Annotated in this window: 19 protein-coding genes and 1 pseudogene; 6 read left to right on the top strand and 14 right to left on the bottom strand. The window is 64.2% G+C overall.

Going from position 1 to position 19,464, the window contains the following annotated elements:
• Positions 1-130: 130 nt before the first annotated feature.
• Positions 131-2,338 (top strand): OmpA family protein, encoded by a 2,208-nt coding sequence (locus LB547_RS08875; protein ID WP_140495894.1) that lies wholly within the window; start codon positions 131-133, stop codon positions 2,336-2,338.
• Between the two features lie 363 nt (positions 2,339-2,701).
• Here the strand turns inward: LB547_RS08875 and LB547_RS08870 are convergent, their stop codons facing one another.
• From LB547_RS08870 to LB547_RS08860, 3 genes are all read right to left on the bottom strand, one after another.
• Positions 2,702-3,568, bottom strand: coding sequence for an SDR family oxidoreductase (locus tag LB547_RS08870; RefSeq protein WP_140760566.1), 867 nt, complete (start codon positions 3,566-3,568; stop codon positions 2,702-2,704).
• A 186-nt stretch (positions 3,569-3,754) separates the two neighbouring features.
• Positions 3,755-4,435 carry a helix-turn-helix transcriptional regulator gene (locus LB547_RS08865; RefSeq protein ID WP_140581993.1) on the bottom strand — a complete coding sequence of 227 codons (681 nt, stop codon included), beginning with the start codon at positions 4,433-4,435 and terminating at the stop codon, positions 3,755-3,757.
• Positions 4,436-4,443: 8 nt separating this feature from the next.
• Positions 4,444-5,316 carry a S1C family serine protease gene (locus LB547_RS08860; protein WP_140524834.1) on the bottom strand — a complete coding sequence of 291 codons (873 nt, stop codon included), beginning with the start codon at positions 5,314-5,316 and terminating at the stop codon, positions 4,444-4,446.
• A gap of 168 nt (positions 5,317-5,484) precedes the next feature.
• Here LB547_RS08860 and LB547_RS08855 point away from each other — a divergent pair, with 168 nt between their 5' ends.
• The gene (locus LB547_RS08855; RefSeq protein WP_140581996.1) at positions 5,485-6,435 is read left to right on the top strand and encodes a S1C family serine protease; all 951 of its coding nucleotides are present in this window, start codon (positions 5,485-5,487) and stop codon (positions 6,433-6,435) included.
• A 10-nt stretch (positions 6,436-6,445) separates the two neighbouring features.
• On the opposite strand, the gene LB547_RS08850 is transcribed toward LB547_RS08855, so the two are convergent.
• Positions 6,446-6,871 (bottom strand): VOC family protein, encoded by a 426-nt coding sequence (locus tag LB547_RS08850; protein WP_140760552.1) that lies wholly within the window; start codon positions 6,869-6,871, stop codon positions 6,446-6,448.
• A gap of 66 nt (positions 6,872-6,937) precedes the next feature.
• Here LB547_RS08850 and LB547_RS08845 point away from each other — a divergent pair, with 66 nt between their 5' ends.
• The gene (locus LB547_RS08845) at positions 6,938-7,531 is read left to right on the top strand and encodes a TetR/AcrR family transcriptional regulator (protein ID WP_140760545.1); all 594 of its coding nucleotides are present in this window, start codon (positions 6,938-6,940) and stop codon (positions 7,529-7,531) included.
• A 42-nt stretch (positions 7,532-7,573) separates the two neighbouring features.
• Here LB547_RS08845 and LB547_RS08840 read toward each other — a convergent pair whose 3' ends face one another.
• On the bottom strand, positions 7,574-8,527 hold the full coding sequence (locus LB547_RS08840) for a LysR family transcriptional regulator (RefSeq protein ID WP_140760534.1): 954 nt from the start codon (positions 8,525-8,527) through the stop codon (positions 7,574-7,576).
• A 108-nt stretch (positions 8,528-8,635) separates the two neighbouring features.
• On the opposite strand from LB547_RS08840, the gene LB547_RS08835 reads away from it, so the two are divergent.
• Positions 8,636-9,271 (top strand): FMN-dependent NADH-azoreductase, encoded by a 636-nt coding sequence (locus LB547_RS08835; protein WP_140495902.1) that lies wholly within the window; start codon positions 8,636-8,638, stop codon positions 9,269-9,271.
• 56 nt (positions 9,272-9,327) lie between these two features.
• Here LB547_RS08835 and LB547_RS08830 read toward each other — a convergent pair whose 3' ends face one another.
• On the bottom strand, positions 9,328-9,627 hold the full coding sequence (locus LB547_RS08830; RefSeq protein ID WP_140760530.1) for an AzlD family protein: 300 nt from the start codon (positions 9,625-9,627) through the stop codon (positions 9,328-9,330).
• Positions 9,624-10,354, bottom strand: a pseudogene (locus tag LB547_RS08825) (AzlC family ABC transporter permease). The gene LB547_RS08830 and the pseudogene LB547_RS08825 overlap by 4 nt, the downstream one beginning before the upstream one ends.
• 171 nt (positions 10,355-10,525) lie before the next feature.
• Here LB547_RS08825 and LB547_RS08820 point away from each other — a divergent pair.
• Complete coding sequence (locus LB547_RS08820; protein WP_140760524.1) at positions 10,526-10,984, top strand: Lrp/AsnC family transcriptional regulator; 459 nt, start codon at positions 10,526-10,528, stop codon at positions 10,982-10,984.
• Between the two features lie 147 nt (positions 10,985-11,131).
• Entirely contained in the window at positions 11,132-12,334 is a 1,203-nt protein-coding gene (locus tag LB547_RS08815; RefSeq protein ID WP_140760521.1) for an MFS transporter, read from the top strand.
• Positions 12,335-12,411: 77 nt separating this feature from the next.
• On the opposite strand, the gene LB547_RS08810 is transcribed toward LB547_RS08815, so the two are convergent.
• From LB547_RS08810 to dnaG, 7 genes are all read right to left on the bottom strand, one after another.
• Entirely contained in the window at positions 12,412-12,705 is a 294-nt protein-coding gene (locus LB547_RS08810; RefSeq protein WP_140760518.1) for an HlyU family transcriptional regulator, read from the bottom strand.
• A gap of 113 nt (positions 12,706-12,818) precedes the next feature.
• Entirely contained in the window at positions 12,819-13,493 is a 675-nt protein-coding gene (locus LB547_RS08805) for a PadR family transcriptional regulator (RefSeq protein ID WP_140516739.1), read from the bottom strand.
• Between the two features lie 166 nt (positions 13,494-13,659).
• Positions 13,660-14,028 (bottom strand): thiol-disulfide oxidoreductase DCC family protein, encoded by a 369-nt coding sequence (locus LB547_RS08800; protein WP_140496404.1) that lies wholly within the window; start codon positions 14,026-14,028, stop codon positions 13,660-13,662.
• A 20-nt stretch (positions 14,029-14,048) separates the two neighbouring features.
• Positions 14,049-14,318, bottom strand: coding sequence for a DUF333 domain-containing protein (locus tag LB547_RS08795; RefSeq protein ID WP_140495909.1), 270 nt, complete (start codon positions 14,316-14,318; stop codon positions 14,049-14,051).
• 105 nt (positions 14,319-14,423) lie between these two features.
• Complete coding sequence (locus LB547_RS08790) at positions 14,424-14,717, bottom strand: GYD domain-containing protein (RefSeq protein WP_140495910.1); 294 nt, start codon at positions 14,715-14,717, stop codon at positions 14,424-14,426.
• Between the two features lie 208 nt (positions 14,718-14,925).
• Positions 14,926-16,950, bottom strand: coding sequence for an RNA polymerase sigma factor RpoD (gene rpoD, locus LB547_RS08785; protein WP_140495911.1), 2,025 nt, complete (start codon positions 16,948-16,950; stop codon positions 14,926-14,928).
• Between the two features lie 521 nt (positions 16,951-17,471).
• On the bottom strand, positions 17,472-19,406 hold the full coding sequence (gene dnaG / locus LB547_RS08780) for a DNA primase (protein WP_140760514.1): 1,935 nt from the start codon (positions 19,404-19,406) through the stop codon (positions 17,472-17,474).
• Between the last annotated feature and the right edge of the window lie 58 nt (positions 19,407-19,464).

Raw genomic sequence — 19,464 nt, 5'->3', positions numbered from 1 at the left:
CGTCGAAAGACATGAAGTTGCCTTCAAAAGGCCGGCCAATCGCCCCGTACGGTCCCTAACCATGAGCCGCCGGAACCAATTTCGTTAAAATCGGTTTCGGCAAGGATGGGACCCCACAAGGAGAATTTCGATGAAACGCCAACCACGGATTCTGGCAGGCACCGCACTCGGCCTGCTGATGGCATCCGCGCCGTTGGGCGCATCCCCGCTTCAGGGAAGTGCCGCGTTCGGCCCCATGCGAGACAGCGCAATGCCGCTGGTCCTGGCCCAGGACACCCAGACTGACGATGCACAGCAGAGCGACCAGGAACTGCTACGCAAGAAGAAGCGCGATCAGCAACAACAGCAGACCGAACAGGCACCCGCACAGCAGCCCGCGCCAGCCGCCGAGGAACAACAGCCACGCAGGAAGAAGCGCGATCAGCAGCAGGTCGAGCAGGCGCCCGCTGGTGAAGCCGCGCCCGCCGTCGAGGAACAACAACCGCGCAGGAAGAAGCGCGATCAGCAACAGCAGACCGAACAGGCCCCCGCGCAGCAGGCCGCACCAGCTGCCGAGGAACAACAGCCACGCAGGAAGAAGCGCGACCAGCAGCAGGTCGAGCAGGCGCCCGCCGGTGAAGCCGCGCCCGCCGTCGAGGAACAGCAGCCGCGCAGGAAGAAGCGCGACCAGCAGCAGCAGACCGAGCAGGCGCCAGCCGGTGAGGCAGCACCCGCCACCGAGGAACAGCAGCCGCGCAGGAAGAAGCGCGACCAACAACAGCAGACCGAACAGGCACCGGCGGGCCAAACGGAACCTGCCAACGACAACCAGCGCAAGAAGCGCAAACAGGAGCAGCAGGCCGAGCCCAGCGCCGTGCCGACACCGAAGGAAGCACCTGCCGCAGAAGCACCCAAGGCAGAACCGGCACCCTCAGGCGAGCGGCCGGCAGCCCAGGGCGAACAACCCCAGGACAAGAGGAAAAAGAACGCCAGACAACCGGCTAGCGAGCAGCCGGCCAATGGCGAACAGCAGCCGGCCAATGGCGAACAACAGCAAACCGGCAGGCAGCCTGCAACGGGCGAGCAGCCGGCCACGGGTGAACAGCCCAGTGCCGGCAAGGCCGCGCCTGTCCAGGGGCAAAACCCCGAGCAGGCCGAGACGTCCGCCGACAAGAACGCTGCCCCCATTCTCGACAGCCAGAAGGATGCCAGACGCCGCGGCCGCGGCGAGAACGGCCAGGCCAGCAGGAACCCCGCCAACCAGAATGGCGAGCAGCAAAATGGCGAGCAGCAGAATGGTGGGCAAAACGCCCGGCAGGGCGGTGCTCAGGGCCGCCAACCCGCGGTCGCTCCCGTCGACCAGGGTCCGCCCCCGACCGACGATAGAGCTGCTCAGCAGGAGATCAAACCGGAAAAAATCGTCCCGGTTACCGAGGAGAAGGGCAAACGCCTCGAGCGCGCACCGGACGAGAACATCCGCGACCGCCGCCGCCCCAAGGGTGTCGACGTGCTCAAGGAGATCGGCGATCGCGTCATCATTCAGCTCAACGATCAGACATACGTTCAGAGCAGTGACCGGCCGCGCCTGACCCGCGGCGCCAAGGATGTCTACTATGAGGATCTGTCGCAAGGCCGCACGCGCGAGACAGTCGAGCGCGACAACGGCGTGCAGATCGTCACCATCCGCAACCGCTACGGCGACATCATCCAGCGGTCGCGCATCATGCCCGACGGTCATGAGTATGTGTTGAGCTATGTCGACGAACGAAGCTACGACGACGATAACGATTGGCGCGATCCGGGCGACGACCTACCACCGATGCGGCTGACCATTCCGCGCCGGGACTACATCCTTGACTCCGAAGAGGTCGAAAGCCCGGACGACTACTACACCTTCCTCGAGCAACCGCCGGTGGAGAAGGTGCAGCGCCTCTATTCGATCAACGAGGTCAAGCGTTCCGCACGGGTGCGCGACATTGCCCGACGCATCGATCTTGACACGCTGAACTTCGAATTCGGCTCTTCCTCGATCTCCGATGCCGAGGTGCAGAAGCTCGAGGGTGTCGCCACGGCCATGGAGAAGCTGTTGAAGAAGAACCCGGCCGAGACCTTCCTTATCGAAGGCCACACGGACGCTGTCGGCACACCGGAGGCGAACCTCGCTCTGTCGGACCGCCGCGCCGAAGCGGTGGCCGAAGCGCTGACCAACGCCTTCGGCATACCGCCTGAAAACCTGACCACGCAGGGCTATGGCGAGGAATATCTGAAGGTCGACACCTCAGGCCCCAATCGCGAGAACCGGCGTGTCGCCATCCGCCGCATCACCTCGCTGGTGGCGCCGGTGGCGAGCAACAACTGACCACGATCCGGGAGCCGGAAACCGGCTTTCGGAAAAGATCATGGTCCACAAATGTCTGCATTTCCAGGCGCTTGAGCAGGCTTCTGGAATCGGATCGGTAAAAAGCCCATCCCGGTTTCGCCGGGATGGGCGAGATCGCGGCAACGGCCCAAGTTCAACAAGAATTGTCCTGGCGTCGGGTCCCGCTCATTGAATCGCGAGATGGCCTACCCCAGATTCAGGATCGGGCGTTCCCTGCCCCGTCCCGACTCCAGCGGGACGCACTGAGCCCCGCCGGCCCTCTCCGGCGGGGCTTTTTGCTCAGAGCAACTCCAGGAATGTCTGAAACCGAGTTCCATCCGGAATTTGCGCCTCGATACATCTTTAGAAAGCCGTCCTGATCTTCGTGTCGGAATTGGCAAACACCTCGTCCGGGACAAAAAAGTCGCCGGCCAGCGGCCCGGCCGCACCCGGCGCATACACCGAAAAATCGCTGATCCCCTCGGCGCGCAGCACTTCCTCGTCGATGTAGAAATTGCCGGTCGCTTCGCGTGATGGCCGCATGAAGATGGCATGCGCGGCATCGGCCATGATTTCGGGCGAACGGCTCATCGCCGCCACCGTCGCGCCGCCCAGAAGATTGCGCACCGCCGCGGTATCGATGGTCGAGATCGGCCACAGCGAATTGACCGCGATGCCGTCCTTGGCGAACTCCGCGCTCATGCCCAGCGTGCACATGGACATGCCGAACTTGGCCATGGTGTAGGCGACATGGTTCTTGAACCACTTGGCCTTCGTGTCGAGCGGCGGCGCCAGATTCAAGATATGAGGATTCCCGGCCAACTTCAGGTGCGGAATGCAAATTTTGGAAACGAGAAACGTGCCGCGCGTGTTGATCTGGTGCATCAGGTCGTAACGCTTCATGTCGGTTTCCAGGGTCCCGGTGAGCTGGATAGCGCTGGCATTGTTGACACAGATATCGATGCCGCCGAATTTTTCGACCGTCTTCGACACCGCTTCGGCCACTTGCGCCTCCTCGCGAATGTCGCACAGGACCGGCAGCGCCTTGCCGCCGGCTTGCTCGATCTCTTCAGCGGCGGTGTAGATCGTGCCCGGCAGCTTCGGATGTGGCTCAGCGGTCTTGGCCGCGATCGTCACATTGGCGCCGTCGCGCGCGGCGCGCAAAGCGATCGCCAGCCCGATGCCGCGCGACCCGCCGGAGATGAACAGCGTCTTTCCCTTGAGCGACATTTTTCCTCCGCTTGCTTGTCTCGTAGCGCGATCCTTGCCTGTGGCGGTCCCCGGATACAAGAGCTTGCGGCAGCGGCTGACGGTGACGCTGCGGAGGGTCCGTTCCTTGCCGCTGTAAATGATCTGGAGCTATAGGGGCAGCGCTGACTTTGACGATAATCGTCAAATCCTGGCTGAGACGTCACCCTAGACCAGCACCAGCCCCTGCCGCATCGCAATGGCGATGGCATCCGTGCGGTTGGCAGCGCCCAATTTGATCAGAATCGCGGCGACATGGAACTTCGCCGTATGAACGGAAATGTCGAGCCGCCGCGCGATCACCTTGTTGGGCGCGCCTTCGGCCAGCAGCGCCAGCACTTCCGCTTCTCGCGGCGACAGCGTCGGGCGGGCGGCATGCTCGTCGGGATGCTCCTCGTCGAAAAGGCCGTCGCCGCCAATATCGCCGCCTTGGAAATCATCGCGGCGGCCAGGAACGGATCCGCTGTCGCCAAAGACGCGGTAGCCGGCCGCCGCCAGCCTGGCGGCGGCCGCAATCAGCATTGCATCCGCCGCCGTCGGCAGCACGGCGAACACCTGCCCCTGCGGCCGTGCCAGGCCGGCCTGCGAAGACAACAGCACCCGCGCGGTCGCGGCGGGAACGGCGTCGCCCTTCCCTGTTCCCGCACCCGTGGGGCCGGCGGTCTCGTCGACGATGGCGACATCAACCGCTTCGCTGCTGCCCGGCGTCACCGGCAGCAGATCGTCGGTCGCGGCAAGCGACACGGACAGCCGCTCGGCGCGCGCGGCATCACCGAGCGCCACCAGCACGACCAGCTGCCGCTCGCCGGTGCCGCTTTGCGTCATCTCGCCTGTCGCGATCGCGTCCATCAATCCTCTCAGTTAAGCGGCTTTTCGCCGATCGTCAGCGCCACGTCTCGCTGTTCTCCGCCGCGCACGACACCGAGCGTAACCGAAGCTCCGGCGCTGTCGGGCCCGAGCCTGCGGATCAGCTCGCGCGGGCCGCTCACCGCCTCGCCGTTCCAGGCGACGATGATGTCGCCGAGGGAAAGGCCGGCGGCCTTGGCCGGACCGTTGTCATCAAGGCTCATGACGATGGCGCCGCGGGCCTCGCCGTCGCGGATCGGATGCAAGCCGGCGCCGAGATAGCCGCGGGCGACATGGCCTTTTTCGCGCAGCGTCGCGACCGCCCGCTCGATCGTCTCGTAAGGCATGACCAGCGCGCGGCCGCGCGGCCCGAACAACAGCATGCCGATCAGCGCGCCCTTGGCATCGAGCACCGGGCCGCCCTCGAAACGGCCGCCGGCGCCCACCGCCAGGTTGATGCGCCGGTCGATGGTGCCGCCGCGCATTGAGCGCCAGGCCGGGCCGACTTCGCCGACCGAGCCTGAAACTGCCAACGCCGAACCCCGGCTGTTGCCGATGGCGACGGCAATGTTGCCGGGCCGCACCGCATCCGCTTTGGCCAACGGCTCGGCATTGGTAGCACCGGCCGGCTTGAGCAGGGCGACGCCGGTCGAGGGATCGCGGCCGACAAGATCGGCCTTCACCGTCTCGCCCGAAGCCAGCGTCAGCTCGATCTCCTCGCCGGCCTCGACGGCTTCCTCGGCGGCAACGAAGTAGCCGTCGCGCCAATGGAAAGCGCTCGCTGTGCGATGATTGTGGGTGGTGAAGCTCGCGGTCGCCGGTGCCGCCTTGGCTGCCAGATCGGCAATGGCTTCCGAAAAGGCACTTAGATTGAATTCGCTCATAGCAGTCTCCTGGGTTCATCCATGCCCCAGATATCGCGCGGCAGCGCGCTTGGAGATACTCGCCTGACGGCTAGTCGGCCGGGCGACTGGCCATCTGGTCAGGTCGCGGCGGATGAAGCCGCTCCGCACATATAGTCATCGTTGCGCCTGAAAACATGGAGCCTGCCAATGGCCGTTGCTGCCGCCAAATTCCAATCCGACGACGCGCTGCTCGACGCCTACTCGACGACGGTGGCCGATGCTGTCGACCGCATCGGCCCGGCTGTCTGCCGCATCGAGCGCATCGGTGGCCAGGGCGGGCATGGGTCGGGCTTCGTCATTGCGCATGATGGGCTCGTCGTCACCAACTTCCACGTCGTCGGCGATGCCAGAACGGTGCGCGTATCGATGCCCGACGGCGCCTCCAGCGAAGGCCGCGTGCTCGGCCGCGACGCCGACACCGACATCGCGCTGGTGCGCGCCGACGGCAGCTTTGCCGATGTCGCGCCGCTGGGCGATTCCAAGCGCCTGCGGCGCGGCCAGATCGCCATAGCCATCGGCAACCCGCTCGGCTTCGAATGGACCGTCACCTCGGGCGTCGTCTCGGCGCTCGGCCGCTCGATGCGCGCTTCCACCGGGCGGCTGATCGACGACGTCATCCAGACCGACGCCGCGCTCAACCCCGGCAATTCCGGCGGACCGTTGGTATCCTCGGCGGGCGAGGTGATCGGCGTCAACACCGCCATGATCCATGGTGCGCAAGGCATTGCCTTTGCCGTCGCCTCCAACACCGCCAATTTCGTCATTTCGGAGATCATCCGTTTCGGCCGCGTACGCCGCGCCTTCATCGGGGTGTCGGCCGACACCGTGAACCTGCCCCGTCGCGCGGCCCTTCTGTCGCAAGTGTCGAGCAAGACCGCGGTTCGGCTGCGCGGCGTCGAGAAGGAGGGCCCTGCGGCCAAGGCCGGCCTCAGGGAAGGCGATATCGTCGCCGCGATAGACGGCCGACCGGTCACCGGCGTCGACGACCTGGTGCGTTTGCTCGACGCCGAGCGGATCGGCCGCGAGACGCGGTGCACGGTGGTGCGCCGCACCGGTGTCAGCCAGGTGACAGTGACGCCAGTGGCAAGGGCTGGTTGAGGGTTTCCACTCAGGCGCTCACTGCACCCTGCGCATACCGTGCCAGGAATTCCTCGCTTGGCGGGATCGGCTTGATGACATCGATCAGGACGCCGTTGGGATCCCTGGTGATGAAATGGCGCTGGCCAAAAGGCTCGTCGCGCAGGGACCGAAGGATGGACAGGCCGGCGGCTGTGATCCGCTCATAGACCGCATCGGGATCACGGACTTCGAAGTTGATCAGCAGGCCCGAGCTCCGACCCCGTCCCTCTTCCGGGATCGTCTCATGGTCGCCTTGCACGATACCGAGATTGACGCGCTTGCTCTCCACCGATTGCAGATGCACGTACCAGTCGCTCGTAAACAGCGGCCGGAAGGCGAAATGTTCGACATAGAACGCCGCTGTGCCGGCAACGTCCCCGGTCATCAGCACCGGATAATAGCTGGTCGTCTTCAACTTTCCTTCTCCCGTCAAGCAACATACAGTCTGCATGTAAATTGAATTAACATACAGGCTGCATGTATGCAACAGAGATCAGCGCGCCGTTCCAACCGTGACCGCACCGAGGCGACACGCGCCGATCTGATCGCCGCGGCGCGAAAACTGTTCATCGAAAAATCCTACGCCGAGACCGGCACACCAGAGATCGTCGCCGCGGCCGGCGTGACGCGCGGCGCGCTCTACCACCACTTCTCCGACAAGCAGGCGCTGTTCGGCGCCGTCGTCGAGCAGGAGGCAGAGGCCGTGGCGCGGGAGATCGAGGGCGCAGCGCCGCCTTCGCTCAATGCCCGCGACGCGCTCCTTGCCGGCTCCGACGCCTATCTTGCCGCCATGCGCGCGCCCGGCCGCACGCGGCTACTGCTGCTCGACGGCCCGGCCGTGCTCGGCCGCGCCGAAATGGACGCCATCGACAACCGCCATGGCAATCGCTCGCTGCGCGAAGGGCTGGTCGCGGCGATGCGGGCGCGGACCATAAAGAAGCTTCCGGCCGAAGCGACGACCGCCCTGCTCGCCGCCGCCTTCGACCGCGCGGCACTTGCCATTGAGGCGGGCGGTTCGGCCGAAGACTACCGCACCGTTCTCACGGCACTGATCGATGGGTTGTCCCGCGCGTGATCCGAGGCTTCCCGCCGATGAGATCCAGGGCAAAGGTTGGAATCAAATCTGTGCGCTGGAAATTTCCGGCTCTTCGTCGGGCACCTCGCCCGGCTCGAACTCGTTGAAGCAGCCAAGTTGGCGCTTGAACTGGTCGATCAGCCAGGCCGCCGCCGACTTCGGGCTGCGGTCGGCGCGGTGCATGGCATAAAGCGGCGAACGCACCTCTCTGAAAGGCTCGAGGTCGAGTTCCACGAGACGGCCGGTAGCCAGATCGTCAGCGATCAGCCAACGCGGCAGCCCGCCCCAGCCCAGCCCCTCACGCATCAACATATGTTTGGTGCGCAGGTCCGTCAGTCGCCAGGTTCGGTAGGCGAAGACGCCAAAATCGCGCCCCTTGGTACGCTCGGACTGGTCGGTGACGACGAGTTGTGTGTGTTCGCGCGCGTCCTCGATCGCGACCGGTTTGGGCAGCAGCGCCAGCGGGTGGGTGGGCGCGGCCGCCAGCACTATCGACATGAAGCCTATGCCCACCAGGTGGACGTCGACATCGCCCAGCAGGCCGCCAATGCCGAGATCGGCCTGGCCACCGACAACATGGTCGGGGATCACGCCGAGTGTGCCGATGTGCAGGCGCAGCATCACGGTCGGAAATTGCGCCTCGAACGCCTTGAGCACCCGCACCAGCACTGGCGAAGGCAGCGCCGCATCCACCGACAGCGCGACTTCCGCCTCCAGCCCCCGATGGTGACCATCGACGCGCGAGCGTATGCGGTGCAGCACGCTGATCATCCGCCGCGCGTCTTCCAGCATCGCCCGACCGATCTCGGTCAGCTGCGGCTCTCGCGTGCCCTCGCGCTCGAACAGCTTCAGCCCGAGTTGCGCCTCGAGATTGGCGATGCCGTAGCTGATGACGGATTGCGCCCGGTTGAGCTTGCGGCCGGCGGCGGAAAAACTGCCGGTGTCGGCAACGGCCACGAGGATCTGAAGCTGGTCGAGTGTCGGATTAGGCTGCATCATCGTATCTAATTAATGGATGGATCATATATAAAATATACCGGTTTATCTGATGGGTTAATAGCCCATATGTAGCGGGACAGTCCAATTCCACTGGAGAGACCCAACATGTCCATTCTTCTCGTCACGTCGAGCCCGCGCGGCGCTGCCTCGCACTCGACCCGTATCGCCACCGAATTCGCTCAGAAGCTGCTCGCAGCCGACCCGTCGAACACGCTTGTCGTGCGCGACCTCGTCGCCAATCCGCTGCCGCATATCGATACCGACTATGCGACCGGCATATATACGCCTGCCGAAGCCCGCACGCCGCGTCAGGCCGAAGTGGTCGGAGTCTCGGATGCCGTGCTCGACGAACTGTTTGCCGCCGACACGGTGATCCTGGCGACAGGCTTCATCAACTTCAACATCTCCTCGACGCTGAAGTCCTGGGTCGACCATGTCGCCCGCTCCGGCAAAACCTTTGCTTACGGCGAAAATGGACCCAAAGGCCTCGTCACCGGCAAGAAGGTCTATATCGTGCTGGCATCCGGCGGCATCTACTCGGAAGGCGCGGCCGTGCAGTTCGATCACGCCGTTCCCTATCTGCGCTCGGTGCTCGGCTTCATCGGCATGACCGACGTCGACGTCATCCGCATCGAAGGCGTCGCCAAGGGTCCTGACGCAGTAAGCGAAGCGCTCGCCAAGGCAACCGCCAAGGTCGACGCCGTGGTGGCTGCCAGCCGGGATGTCGCGGCAGCCGCGTAAAAGCTCTGATTGCCAACCAGATCGAAGGCAGGCGCGGGCGCCTGCCTTTTTTTGGCCTATCCAATGATGTGCCGCAGCAGTCCCGCCGAAGCGACCCCGATCAGCACGGTCGGCAGCATCGAAAATCGCGTGGCGGCAATCAGCGTGGCGGCCAGGGCCAGAAGATCCGCTGGATTTTTCGATACGAAGACCGGCGCGATCACCGAGATCAGCACGCAGCCGGGCGCCGGCTCCATCACGGCCGTTGCCCGCGCGCTGAGCACCCTGTTGCGCAGCACGACATAGCCGCCGACGCGGCTGAGGTACGTGACACCAGCCATCAGCACGATGGTGAGAAGCGTCTGCGCGTCGATCATGCCTCATCCCTCCACAACAGCCAGGCCGAGACCAGCCCTGCCAGCGCGCCCGCCGCTACATACCAGGCGCCGGGAACGAAAAGGTAGGTCAGCGCCGCGATGATCAGACTGACCAGCCACGGCCGCGCAGCGGCAACGCCCCTCCACATACCGCGCAGCAGTACCAGGAAGACGGCCGCGAACGCCATGTCGAAGCCGTAGGTCTCGGCGTCGCCTAGCACCGGGCCGAGCAAGGCGCCAATCGTGGTGAAGGCCACCCACGTCAGGTACATCGCCAGTGCCGCGCCCATATAGTAGCGCGGGCTGAAGGCTGGCGGGGGGGGGGGCGCCGTTTGGCGTCGGCCAGGCCGAGCGCCCAGCTTTCGTCGCACATGAAGAACAGCGCGGAAAACACCTTGCGCCGCGGCAGGTCGCGCAGGAACGGCGCCAGTGCCGCCCCCATCAGGAGATGGCGGCTGTTGACCAGGAAGGTGACGGCGGCGATGAGCAGGACATGCGGCGGCGACGTCCACAGCTGAATCGCCGCGAATTCCGAGCCGCCGGCGAAGTTCAGTCCCGTCAGCAGCGACAGTTCTGCGGTGCTGAGCCCCCTTTGTGTGGCCTGTGCACCAAGCACCAGCGCATAAGGGATGGTGCCGAACAGCACGGGCGCGCAGGAGGCCACGCCGCGCCGGAACTCGGAGTTCAGTCCGCCGCCCGCCGCCGATCTGGTCTCTGCAATGCTCATGATCTTCCTCCGGCCGCGCCGCGCGGCCGCCTCTGCCGGTTCCGTTGGATGCCGCTGATGTCAGGGCAATCATAGCCGCCAAGCCTCGCAATTTGGTTGCGAAGATTGTTGTCTTTTACCAGATTTTGGCATCTTATGCCATGAATCAACAGATAAACGGAATTTAGAGCCATGAAACTTGACGAGATCGACAGGCGCATCCTGCGGGCGCTGCAGCGCGATGGGCGCATGGCCAACAATGAGCTGGCCGCTGAAGTCGGCCTGTCGCCGTCGCCGTGCCTGCGCCGCGTCAAGCTCCTGGAGGAGGCCGGCGTCATCGACCGCTACGTCGCAGTGCTCAATCCGGCCCGCATCGGCAAGGGCCTGACCTTCTTCACCCGCATCTGGCTGAAAGCGCAGGACGAAGACACGATCGGGCATTTCGCCACCGAAGTGGCCAAGCTGCCGCAGGTGATGGAATGTTATCTGATGCTCGGCGACTGCGACGCCATGGTGCGCGTGGTGGCGGCCGGCATCGACGACTACCGCCGCTTCCAGTCGGAACATCTCAGCCGCATCAGGGGCGTGCAGAACGTCAAGACCGACGTTCCCAGCCAGACCATCAAATACACATCGGAACTGCCGATCTAGGCGCCGGGAAATGGCCCCATCTCAGACTGGATAAAAAATGCAACCGGATTGTAGGATTGGTGCCGCCGCCGGCGTCCTTCGGACGCAAGCGGCAGGCCAAGTCAGGCCTTGCCGCACAACAAATGCCTTACGGCATGGGAGAAAACCATGAACCTTTCCTATCGTTGGGTCATTGTCGCGGCCGGCGCGCTGATGTCCTGTGTCGCCATCGGCACGATGTTTTCGCTGGCGATCTTCCTCGAACCGATGGCGCTCGATACCGGTTGGTCACGCGCCGGCATATCGAGCGCGATGACGCTCAATTTCCTGGTCATGGGCCTTGGCGGCTTCGCCTGGGGCGCGCTGTCGGACCGCTTCGGCGCCCGCATCGTCGTCACGGTCGGCGCGGTGCTCCTCGGCCTGGCGTTGGTGCTGGCCAGCCGTGCGGGCTCGCTTGTCACCTTCCAGATCACCTTTGGCGTGCTCGTCGGGCTCGCGGCCAGCGCCTTCTTCGCACCGATGATCGCGCTTACAACAGGCTGGTTCGACACCAATCGCGGCCTTGCCGTGTCGCTGGTCTCGGCCGGCATGGGCGTCGCGCCGATGACGATCTCGCCCTTCGCCCGCTGGCTGACCTCGGCCTATGAATGGCGCACCGCCATGTTCGACATCGGCATCATGGCTTGGGTGCTGCTCCTGCCGGCGGTGCTTCTGGTGCGCCAGCCACCGAAGCCTGTCGTGACCGACACTGGCTCCTCGCCGGTTGCCGAGGGCGCCGGCCTGAGCGTCGGCCAAGCGCTGCGCTCGCCGCAATTCATCGTGCTGGGGCTGACCTTCTTCGCCTGCTGCGCGGCGCATTCGGGGCCGATTTTCCACATGGTCAGCTATGCCATGCTGTGCGGCGTGGCACCCATGGCCGCCGTCTCGATCTACAGCGTCGAGGGCCTTGCCGGGCTTGGCGGGCGTCTGCTCTACGGCGTGCTCGCCGACAGGCTTGGCGTCAAGCCGGTGCTGATCGCCGGCTTGTTGATCCAGGCCGTGGTGATCGCCGCCTATCTCTCGATCAGTCAGCTCGGCCAGTTCTACATGCTGGCCGTCGTCTTCGGCGCCACCTATGGCGGCGTCATGCCCCTCTACGCAGTGCTGGCGCGCGAATATTTCGGCCAGCGCATCCTGGGCACCGTGTTCGGCGCCGCCACCATGCTGTCCAGCCTCGGCATGGCGCTCGGCCCGCTCGCCGGCGGCATGGTGTTCGACGCCTACGCCAACTACCATTGGCTGTTCATCGGTTCGGCCCTCATCGGGCTGGGTGCGGCGGGCATCGCCATCGCCTTCCCGCCACTGCCGCGCAGAGCGTTGCAGCCGGCATAGCGGAGCAAACGAAAGGGCCGGCCCATATCTGGACCGGCCCTCGGATCTCTGGAATTCTTGAGCCGTTCGTCGGCGGTCTACCCGAACATCCGCTCGCCCTGCTCGTCGACGAGTTGGATGCCCTTCTTGATCGAGATGTCGACGGCGTCGTCCAACCCGGCGAAGCGATCGGCGCGGATGAATCTGTGTTCCTTCAGGACGCCGTCGACGTCCTTGGAGACGACGCCGCAGGTCTGGTACTGGCCATCGGCCTTGTAGGGCGTGGCGCTGATCGTGAAACCCTTGTGCTCGACCTGCTTGGCCGGTGCGGCGCTCTTTGGCTCGGCCGCTTCATCACCGCCAGCGCCGAAAAGGCGCTTCAGAAAAGACATCGGACTTCCTCCAACAGCATTCATCCCGCACCACATAATGTGGCGCGGGATGAATTTCACTATCGCTCCTTGCCTGAACGGGCAAGGGCCGTGCCGGTTGGACCGAAGCCGGGTTATTTGCGCGACAGCGCTTCGAGCGCCGCGGCGGCGTCTTCGAGGATGCTCATCGCCTCGGCCTGCTTGTCCGCCGGCGCATCGACGATGTCGCTCAGCGCGGCGCGCAGCCGGTGGCGCAGCGCACGGAATTCGTCGCGCTTTTCCGAACGGCCGCCTCGGCCGTCGCGCCGATCCTCGCTATCGTCGTTCCAGCCGAACCAGTCGCGCGCCTTGGCCATCTTGCGGCCGAAGCGCTCGAGATGATCTAGAACGCCGTCGATCATCTCACGGTTGTCGGCAAGATGCGCCTGCCCGGCCTCGGTGATCGAAAACACCTTCTTGTTGCCTTCGCTCGAGGACACGGCATAGCCTGCCTCTTCCAGGAAGGTCAGCGTCGGGTAGACCACGCCCGGGCTCGGGCTGTAGATGCCGCTGGTGCGCTCCTCCAAGGCCTTGATGATGTCATAGCCATGGCGTGGCGCCTCGGCCAGCAGCGACAGCGTGATCAGCTTGAGGTCGCCGTCGGCCAGCATGCGCCCGGCGCGGAACATGTCGCCCGGGCCGCCGCGTCCGCCGCCCCTGCCATGGCCGAACGGGCCAAAGCCGCCGCCCCCGCCTCTGCCGCCAAATTTGCCGGCCATGTGCATGAAGACGCGCTCGGCGCGATCGCCAAAATGATTGTGTCCGTGCATTGATTGCTCCTTGAGTTATATCTTACGATATATCTTAGCTAGGCGCACGCCAGCATGGAGTCAAGATATATCTTACGATGTATCGGGCCGGAAGCGAACAGCATCTGTCGGACGCCGACCCGCCGGTCGCGCGCGAACATCTTCACCATGGTTGGAGTAGCCGGCGTTACCAGCGGCCGTTGCGTCGGTTCCAGGCATAGAGCAGGTCGGCAAAGCGGTCGTAGCCGAAGCGAGCGAGCGGCAGGGTAAGGGCGTTGCCGAGCAACTTTGCCAGCCAGCCCTCGCCCGGCGTCAGCGCCCACACGGCGATGGCGACATCGGCGCCGACCAGTAGCCTGCCCTGAGCATCGGTCGCGTGCAGCCGGCGGCGGATGTCTTCCAGCGAAGCGCCAAATCCGGCCAAGGCTTCCGGTTCATGATTGATGTCGCGAAATTCGATCCGCCCGGCCTTGATCGCCTCGATCAGCCGCCGCTTCTGCCTGGCAATTCCGGCATCACAGACCGGGCAGCGCGTGTTGTACCAGACGGTCAGCAAGGGCCTGGTTCTGCTGTCGATCACTTCAGGCCCATCACCGTCTTCGGCCCGACGCATTTGTTGTCGCGAAACAGCTCCCACTCTTCGCACAGCCGCCGATTGGGCAAGCGGCAAAATCCATATTCATTGCCAGCCTTGTCCTTCTTGATCACCAGGCGCCCGCCGATCTCTCCGCAATGGACCGATGCGGGATTGGACATGCCGACCGGTTTTTGCGGGGCAGTGTGGGCATCGATCGGCATCGACGACCACGCGGCAAGGCTGATAGCCAATATCGAAACTTTCTTCATCGCGATCTCCGCTCGCTGCACTCTATCACGATGGAGCGCACCGTCTTGCCGCAAGGCGCCGTCGAGCCGGCACCTGCTCATCGGCTCCGGAACGTCCGATTTGCATCATCCAAGCGACGAGATGATCTCGCGGTAAGCAAGCTCCGGGAAAGCCTTCAGGGTCCGTGACTTGACGTTGCCGCCCGCGGCCAGCATCAGCGCGAAACGCGCCAGCACCGCATCGTCGGGCGCTTCGACCACCGCCACCATGTCGAATTCCCCCATGGTCAGGTAGAACGACTTGAACGATCCCCCCATCTCGCCCAGTTGCGTCTTGGCGGCATCGAGGCGCTTGGGGGATTCGCGCACGTTCTTCGCGCCCTGCTCGGTCCAGTTCATCAGCATGATGTAAGTCGTCATGGCACGCCTCCTCCGGGGCCACGGAGCACGGTGCTCAGGCCATGCGATGTCGACACGGCCTCGACCGGGGCGGGCTTCCCGGGCTGTCGCCCAGAAAAATGCATCCGACACGAAATTATCCTCCCTAACGGCGCGTGCCGCAATGGCGAGCGCCAAAGAAAAAGGGCGCCACGATGGGCGCCCTTGATCTCTTCGCAATCGGTAGGCCTCAGCTATCCAGGAAGCTTCTGAGCTTGCGCGAGCGGCTCGGGTGCTTGAGCTTGCGCAACGCCTTGGCTTCGATCTGGCGGATACGCTCGCGGGTGACCGAGAACTGCTGGCCGACTTCCTCAAGCGTATGGTCGGTGTTCATGCCGATGCCGAAGCGCATGCGCAGCACACGCTCCTCGCGCGGCGTCAGCGAGGCGAGCACGCGCGTGGTGGTCTCGCGCAGATTGGCCTGGATCGCCGCGTCGATCGGCAGGATCGCCATCTTGTCCTCGATGAAGTCGCCCAGATGCGAATCCTCCTCGTCGCCGACCGGCGTTTCGAGCGAGATCGGCTCCTTGGCGATCTTCAGCACCTTGCGCACTTTTTCGAGCGGCATTGCGAGCTTCTCGGCCAGTTCCTCCGGCGTCGGCTCGCGGCCGATCTCGTGCAGCATCTGGCGCGAGGTGCGCACGATCTTGTTGATCGTCTCGATCATGTGCACCGGAATGCGAATGGTGCGCGCCTGGTCGGCGATCGAACGCGTGATCGCCTGCCTGATCCACCATGTCGCGTAGGTCGAGAACTTGTAGCCGCGGCGATATTCGAATTTGTCGACGGCCTTCATCAGGCCGATATTGCCTTCTTGGATCAGGTCGAGGAACTGCAGGCCGCGATTGGTGTATTTCTTGGCGATGGAGATGACGAGGCGCAGATTGGCCTCGACCATTTCCTTCTTGGCGATCGCCGCTTCGCGCTCGCCCTTCTGCACCTGGTTGACGATCTTGCGGAATTCCAGGATCGAGATGGCCGTTTCCGTGGCCAGATTCTGGATCTCGGCGCGCAGATCCCTGATCGCGTCCTTCTCGTTCTTGGTGAACTCCTTCCAGCCGCGCGAGGTCAGATTGGCGATCGAGCGCGTCCAGTTCGGGTCGAGCTCGGAGCCCTGATATTCCTTCAGGAACTCCTCGCGGCGCACGCCATAGCTTTCGGCGAGACGCAATAGCTTGCCCTCGTTCTGCACCAGGCGCTTGTTGATGTCGTAAAGCTGCTCGACCAGCGCCTCGATACGCGCCGTGTTGAGCGACAGCGACTTCACCGCCTTGATGAGCTGGTCCTTCAGCTCCTTCAAGCGGCGGTCCTGGCTGGGCGACAGCGTGCCGGCCGCGGCCAGCCGGTTCTCGACCTGCTGATCCTGCAGCTTGCGCAGCTTCTTGTAGGTGTCGGCGATGACGTCGAGCGTTTCCATGACCTGCGGGCGCAGCTCGGCTTCCATTGCCGCCAGCGACAGGCTGGCCTCGTCCTCGTCCTCCTCGTCGTCATCCCCGATGCCGCGCGTGTCAGCGCCGACATTGGTGATGTCGTCTTCATCGTCGCGTCCGCGGCGCGGCTTTTCCTCGACCTTAGGCGCTTCCTCGACGCGCTCCACCACCGGCGCCTGCTTGGCCTCGGGGCCGGCATAGGTGGCTTCGAGGTCGATGATCTCGCGCAGCAGGATCTTGGATTCGTTGAGCTCGTCGCGCCAGATGATGATGGCCTGGAAGGTCAGCGGGCTTTCGCACAGGCCCGCGATCATCGTCTCGCGGCCGGCCTCGATGCGCTTGGCGATGGCGATTTCGCCCTCGCGCGACAACAACTCGACCGAACCCATTTCGCGCAGGTACATGCGGACCGGATCGTCGGTGCGGTCGGTCGGCTCTTTCTTCGTGGTTGTGGCGGCGACGGCGGTGCCGGTCTGCTCGGCCAGCTCGTTGGCGTCTTCCTCGGCATCCGCCGCGGTGTCGCCGGCCTCGGCCTCTTCGCCCTGCTCGTCGTCCTCGACGACGTTGATGCCCATGTCGGACAGCATCGCCATCGTGTCCTCGATCTGCTCGGAGGTCACTTCCTCGGAGGGCAGCACCGAATTCAGCTCGTCCATGGTGACATAGCCGCGCTTCTTGGCGGCCTTGATCATCTTCTTGACAGCATCATCGGAAAGGTCGAGCAGAGGGCCATCGGTGGCGCCTTCGCGTTCGGTCTCGACCTCTTCCTTTTCCTTTGTCGCCATAGTCTTTATCTTCTCCTAGCGGCCCGACATCGAGGCCGCGCAAGCTGTCGGACCGGTCAAATCGGCTGGGCTCGCTTTTGCAACGCGCTTCACCGGGCCAATAACTGCATCATCTCTTTGTTGGTGCCCTGTCGTCGCCCAAAACCGGTTTCCATTTTTGGGCGACATGCATTAAGTCCAGATTAACCCTGATATCTGTGGCAGGCTGGCTGCCTGTCCAGTGACCAAGACCTCACATCGCTGCTTTTCCCGTCGACGCGGGTGCGGGTTAACGTTTCGAATCGTCCTGATTCCGCCATTCTGCCGGAAGGTCAAGCGCCTCTCGCATGATTCGCATGAAAAAAGCGAATCAATTACCCGACTTAGCGCGGTCCGGCTCTAGAAGATCCATGACAACGCCGTCATTCCTGCACTTGCTGGCATGAGCCCGTCCCAACCCTCGGGCCGAAATGAGCTCCGCCTTTCTTCTGCTGGAGTATGATCGTTCCCGAAAACCGGGTCCCGCTTTTCGGAACCATGCTTCAGGCCCGACCAGCCCTGCCCGACGAAACACCGAAACCTTCGATCAGCGCTTCCGTCGCTTGTACATCCCGAAATTGCGCTTGAATTTCGATCAGATGGCGGAAATTCTCGTCCGAAGGATCCGCATCCATCGCCGCTTCCGCCTGTTTCAGCTCCTTATGTAAGGTGCGCGCGCTGCGCTGCAAGTGCAGCGCCTGGTTCAGAGCGTCGCGGGCATCCTCGAGCGCTGCCGTCTCCAGCGCCGGCCACTGCCGCGCCCGCCTGATCAGGCCGACGGCACGCTCCCAGATCTCGGCGCAGCCGGCGCGCTCGATCGTCGCCACCACGGCGTGGCGGTCATTGGCCATGTCATGCGCCATCGCGTCGAGGATGGCGCCGTGCAGCCGCCTCAGCTCGGAATTGGCGAGATCGAGGAACTCGACATGGGCGAAATTCTCGTCGATCAGCGCCGGGTGGTTGACCAGTGCCACGATGATCGTCGCTTCGCGCACCGACATTCCTTCGTTGCCGCGCTTGACCAGTGCCGACTGGCCGAGACTTTCCGTGATGGCGATGCGACCACCGCCGGCTTTAGCGAATTGTCCGCCGGGAGCGGGCGCCTTGCCCTGCCCCGGTTTCCAGTCCGGACGACCTTGCCGCGTTGCGCGCTGAGAACCGAAGAAGCTCAGCACGCGCTCGCGCATCTCCTGCTGGTAGTGATATCGCAGGCTTTCATCACGGATGCGGCTGGTCAGTTCGCGCAGCCGCTTCTCCAGTTCGGCCCGCCGCTCCGGCGTGTCGAAGACGCCGCCCGCCGTCTCGCGCATCCATAACAGATCGGCAAGAGGACGCGCTTCCGCCAGCACGGCGCGGAAGGCATCCGGCCCCTCCGCCTTGACCAGGTCGTCGGGATCCTTGCCTTCCGGCAGCAGCGCGAAACGCGCCGTGCGCCCGGCTTGGACTACGGGCAGCACCATGTCGGCGGCCCGCCATGCGGCCTTCAGCCCGGCCTTGTCGCCGTCGAAGCACAGCACCGGCTCGGCGGCCATACGCCACAACAGTTCGAGCTGGTTTTCGGTTAGCGCCGTGCCGAGTGGCGCGACGACATTCTCGAAGCCGGCCTGCGCCAATGCGATGACATCCATATAGCCTTCGACGGCGATGACCGTGCCGCCCTTGGCCAGCGCTTTTCGCGCGCGGGCGAAATTGTAGAGTACGTTGCCCTTGTGGAAGAGCTCGGTATCGGGCGAGTTCATATATTTGGCGAGCGCATCCGGCGCCAGCGCTCGCCCGCCGAAAGCGATGATCTTGCCGCGCGAATCCGGAATCGGGAACATGATGCGGTCGCGGAACCAGTCATAGGAGACCGGAATGTCGTCGCCATGTCGCACCAGCCCACAGGCCTCGATATCAGCCTTCGGCACGCCCTTTGCGGCCAGATGCTCCTTCAGCGCATTGCGGCTGTCGGGCGCATAGCCCAGCCGGAAAGCATGCTGCGTCGCGGGCGTCAGTCCGCGGTCGCGCAGATACGCACGGGCCTTGGCGCCTTCCGCGCCCTGTAGCCGCTCCTGGAAAAAGGCAGTCGCCATTTCCATGACGTCGGTAAGGCTGGCGCGTTCCTTCTCGCGCCGCTCCTCCTGCACGTCGCGAACCGGCATCGGCACGCCGGCCATGTCTGCAATCTTCTCGACCGCCTCGGGAAAGCTCAGTCCGTCAAGTTCGGTCAGGAACTTGAAGTGATCGCCCGAGACCGAGCAGCCGAAACAATGATAGCGGCCCTTCTTGTCCTCGCAATGGAAGGACGGGCTCTTCTCGCCATGAAACGGGCAGCAGGCCCAATAATCGCCGCGCGACGCATTGGTCTTCTTGCGATCCCAGGCGACGCGCTGGCCGATGACCTGCGAAATCGGCACGCGATCGCGTATCTCGTCGAGGAAGGCGGGCGGAAAGCGCATCGGGGAACTCGTTTATCCCCCATATAATCATGCCCGCGAAATCCGGCGACCCCTAATG

It is taken from the genome of Mesorhizobium sp. B264B1B, assembly GCF_020165765.1.
Taxonomy (GTDB): Bacteria; Pseudomonadota; Alphaproteobacteria; order Rhizobiales; family Rhizobiaceae; genus Mesorhizobium.
Note: the sequence above shows the minus strand (reverse complement) of the source record. Positions and strands in the feature narration are given on the sequence as shown.

Bases quoted from the DNA above. Each gene is read 5' to 3' on its own strand.
- LB547_RS08875 (WP_140495894.1), top strand. From the start codon at position 131: ATGAAACGCCAACCACGGATTCTGGCAGGCACCGCACTCGGCCTGCTG.
- LB547_RS08870 (WP_140760566.1), bottom strand. From the start codon at position 3,568: ATGTCGCTCAAGGGAAAGACGCTGTTCATCTCCGGCGGGTCGCGCGGC.
- LB547_RS08865 (WP_140581993.1), bottom strand. From the start codon at position 4,435: ATGGACGCGATCGCGACAGGCGAGATGACGCAAAGCGGCACCGGCGAG.
- LB547_RS08860 (WP_140524834.1), bottom strand. From the start codon at position 5,316: ATGAGCGAATTCAATCTAAGTGCCTTTTCGGAAGCCATTGCCGATCTG.
- LB547_RS08855 (WP_140581996.1), top strand. From the start codon at position 5,485: ATGGCCGTTGCTGCCGCCAAATTCCAATCCGACGACGCGCTGCTCGAC.
- LB547_RS08845 (WP_140760545.1), top strand. From the start codon at position 6,938: ATGCAACAGAGATCAGCGCGCCGTTCCAACCGTGACCGCACCGAGGCG.
- LB547_RS08840 (WP_140760534.1), bottom strand. From the start codon at position 8,527: ATGCAGCCTAATCCGACACTCGACCAGCTTCAGATCCTCGTGGCCGTT.
- LB547_RS08835 (WP_140495902.1), top strand. From the start codon at position 8,636: ATGTCCATTCTTCTCGTCACGTCGAGCCCGCGCGGCGCTGCCTCGCAC.
- LB547_RS08830 (WP_140760530.1), bottom strand. From the start codon at position 9,627: ATGATCGACGCGCAGACGCTTCTCACCATCGTGCTGATGGCTGGTGTC.
- LB547_RS08820 (WP_140760524.1), top strand. From the start codon at position 10,526: ATGAAACTTGACGAGATCGACAGGCGCATCCTGCGGGCGCTGCAGCGC.
- LB547_RS08815 (WP_140760521.1), top strand. From the start codon at position 11,132: ATGAACCTTTCCTATCGTTGGGTCATTGTCGCGGCCGGCGCGCTGATG.
- LB547_RS08810 (WP_140760518.1), bottom strand. From the start codon at position 12,705: ATGTCTTTTCTGAAGCGCCTTTTCGGCGCTGGCGGTGATGAAGCGGCC.
- LB547_RS08805 (WP_140516739.1), bottom strand. From the start codon at position 13,493: ATGCACGGACACAATCATTTTGGCGATCGCGCCGAGCGCGTCTTCATG.
- LB547_RS08795 (WP_140495909.1), bottom strand. From the start codon at position 14,318: ATGAAGAAAGTTTCGATATTGGCTATCAGCCTTGCCGCGTGGTCGTCG.
- LB547_RS08790 (WP_140495910.1), bottom strand. From the start codon at position 14,717: ATGACGACTTACATCATGCTGATGAACTGGACCGAGCAGGGCGCGAAG.
- rpoD (WP_140495911.1), bottom strand. From the start codon at position 16,950: ATGGCGACAAAGGAAAAGGAAGAGGTCGAGACCGAACGCGAAGGCGCC.
- dnaG (WP_140760514.1), bottom strand. From the start codon at position 19,406: ATGCGCTTTCCGCCCGCCTTCCTCGACGAGATACGCGATCGCGTGCCG.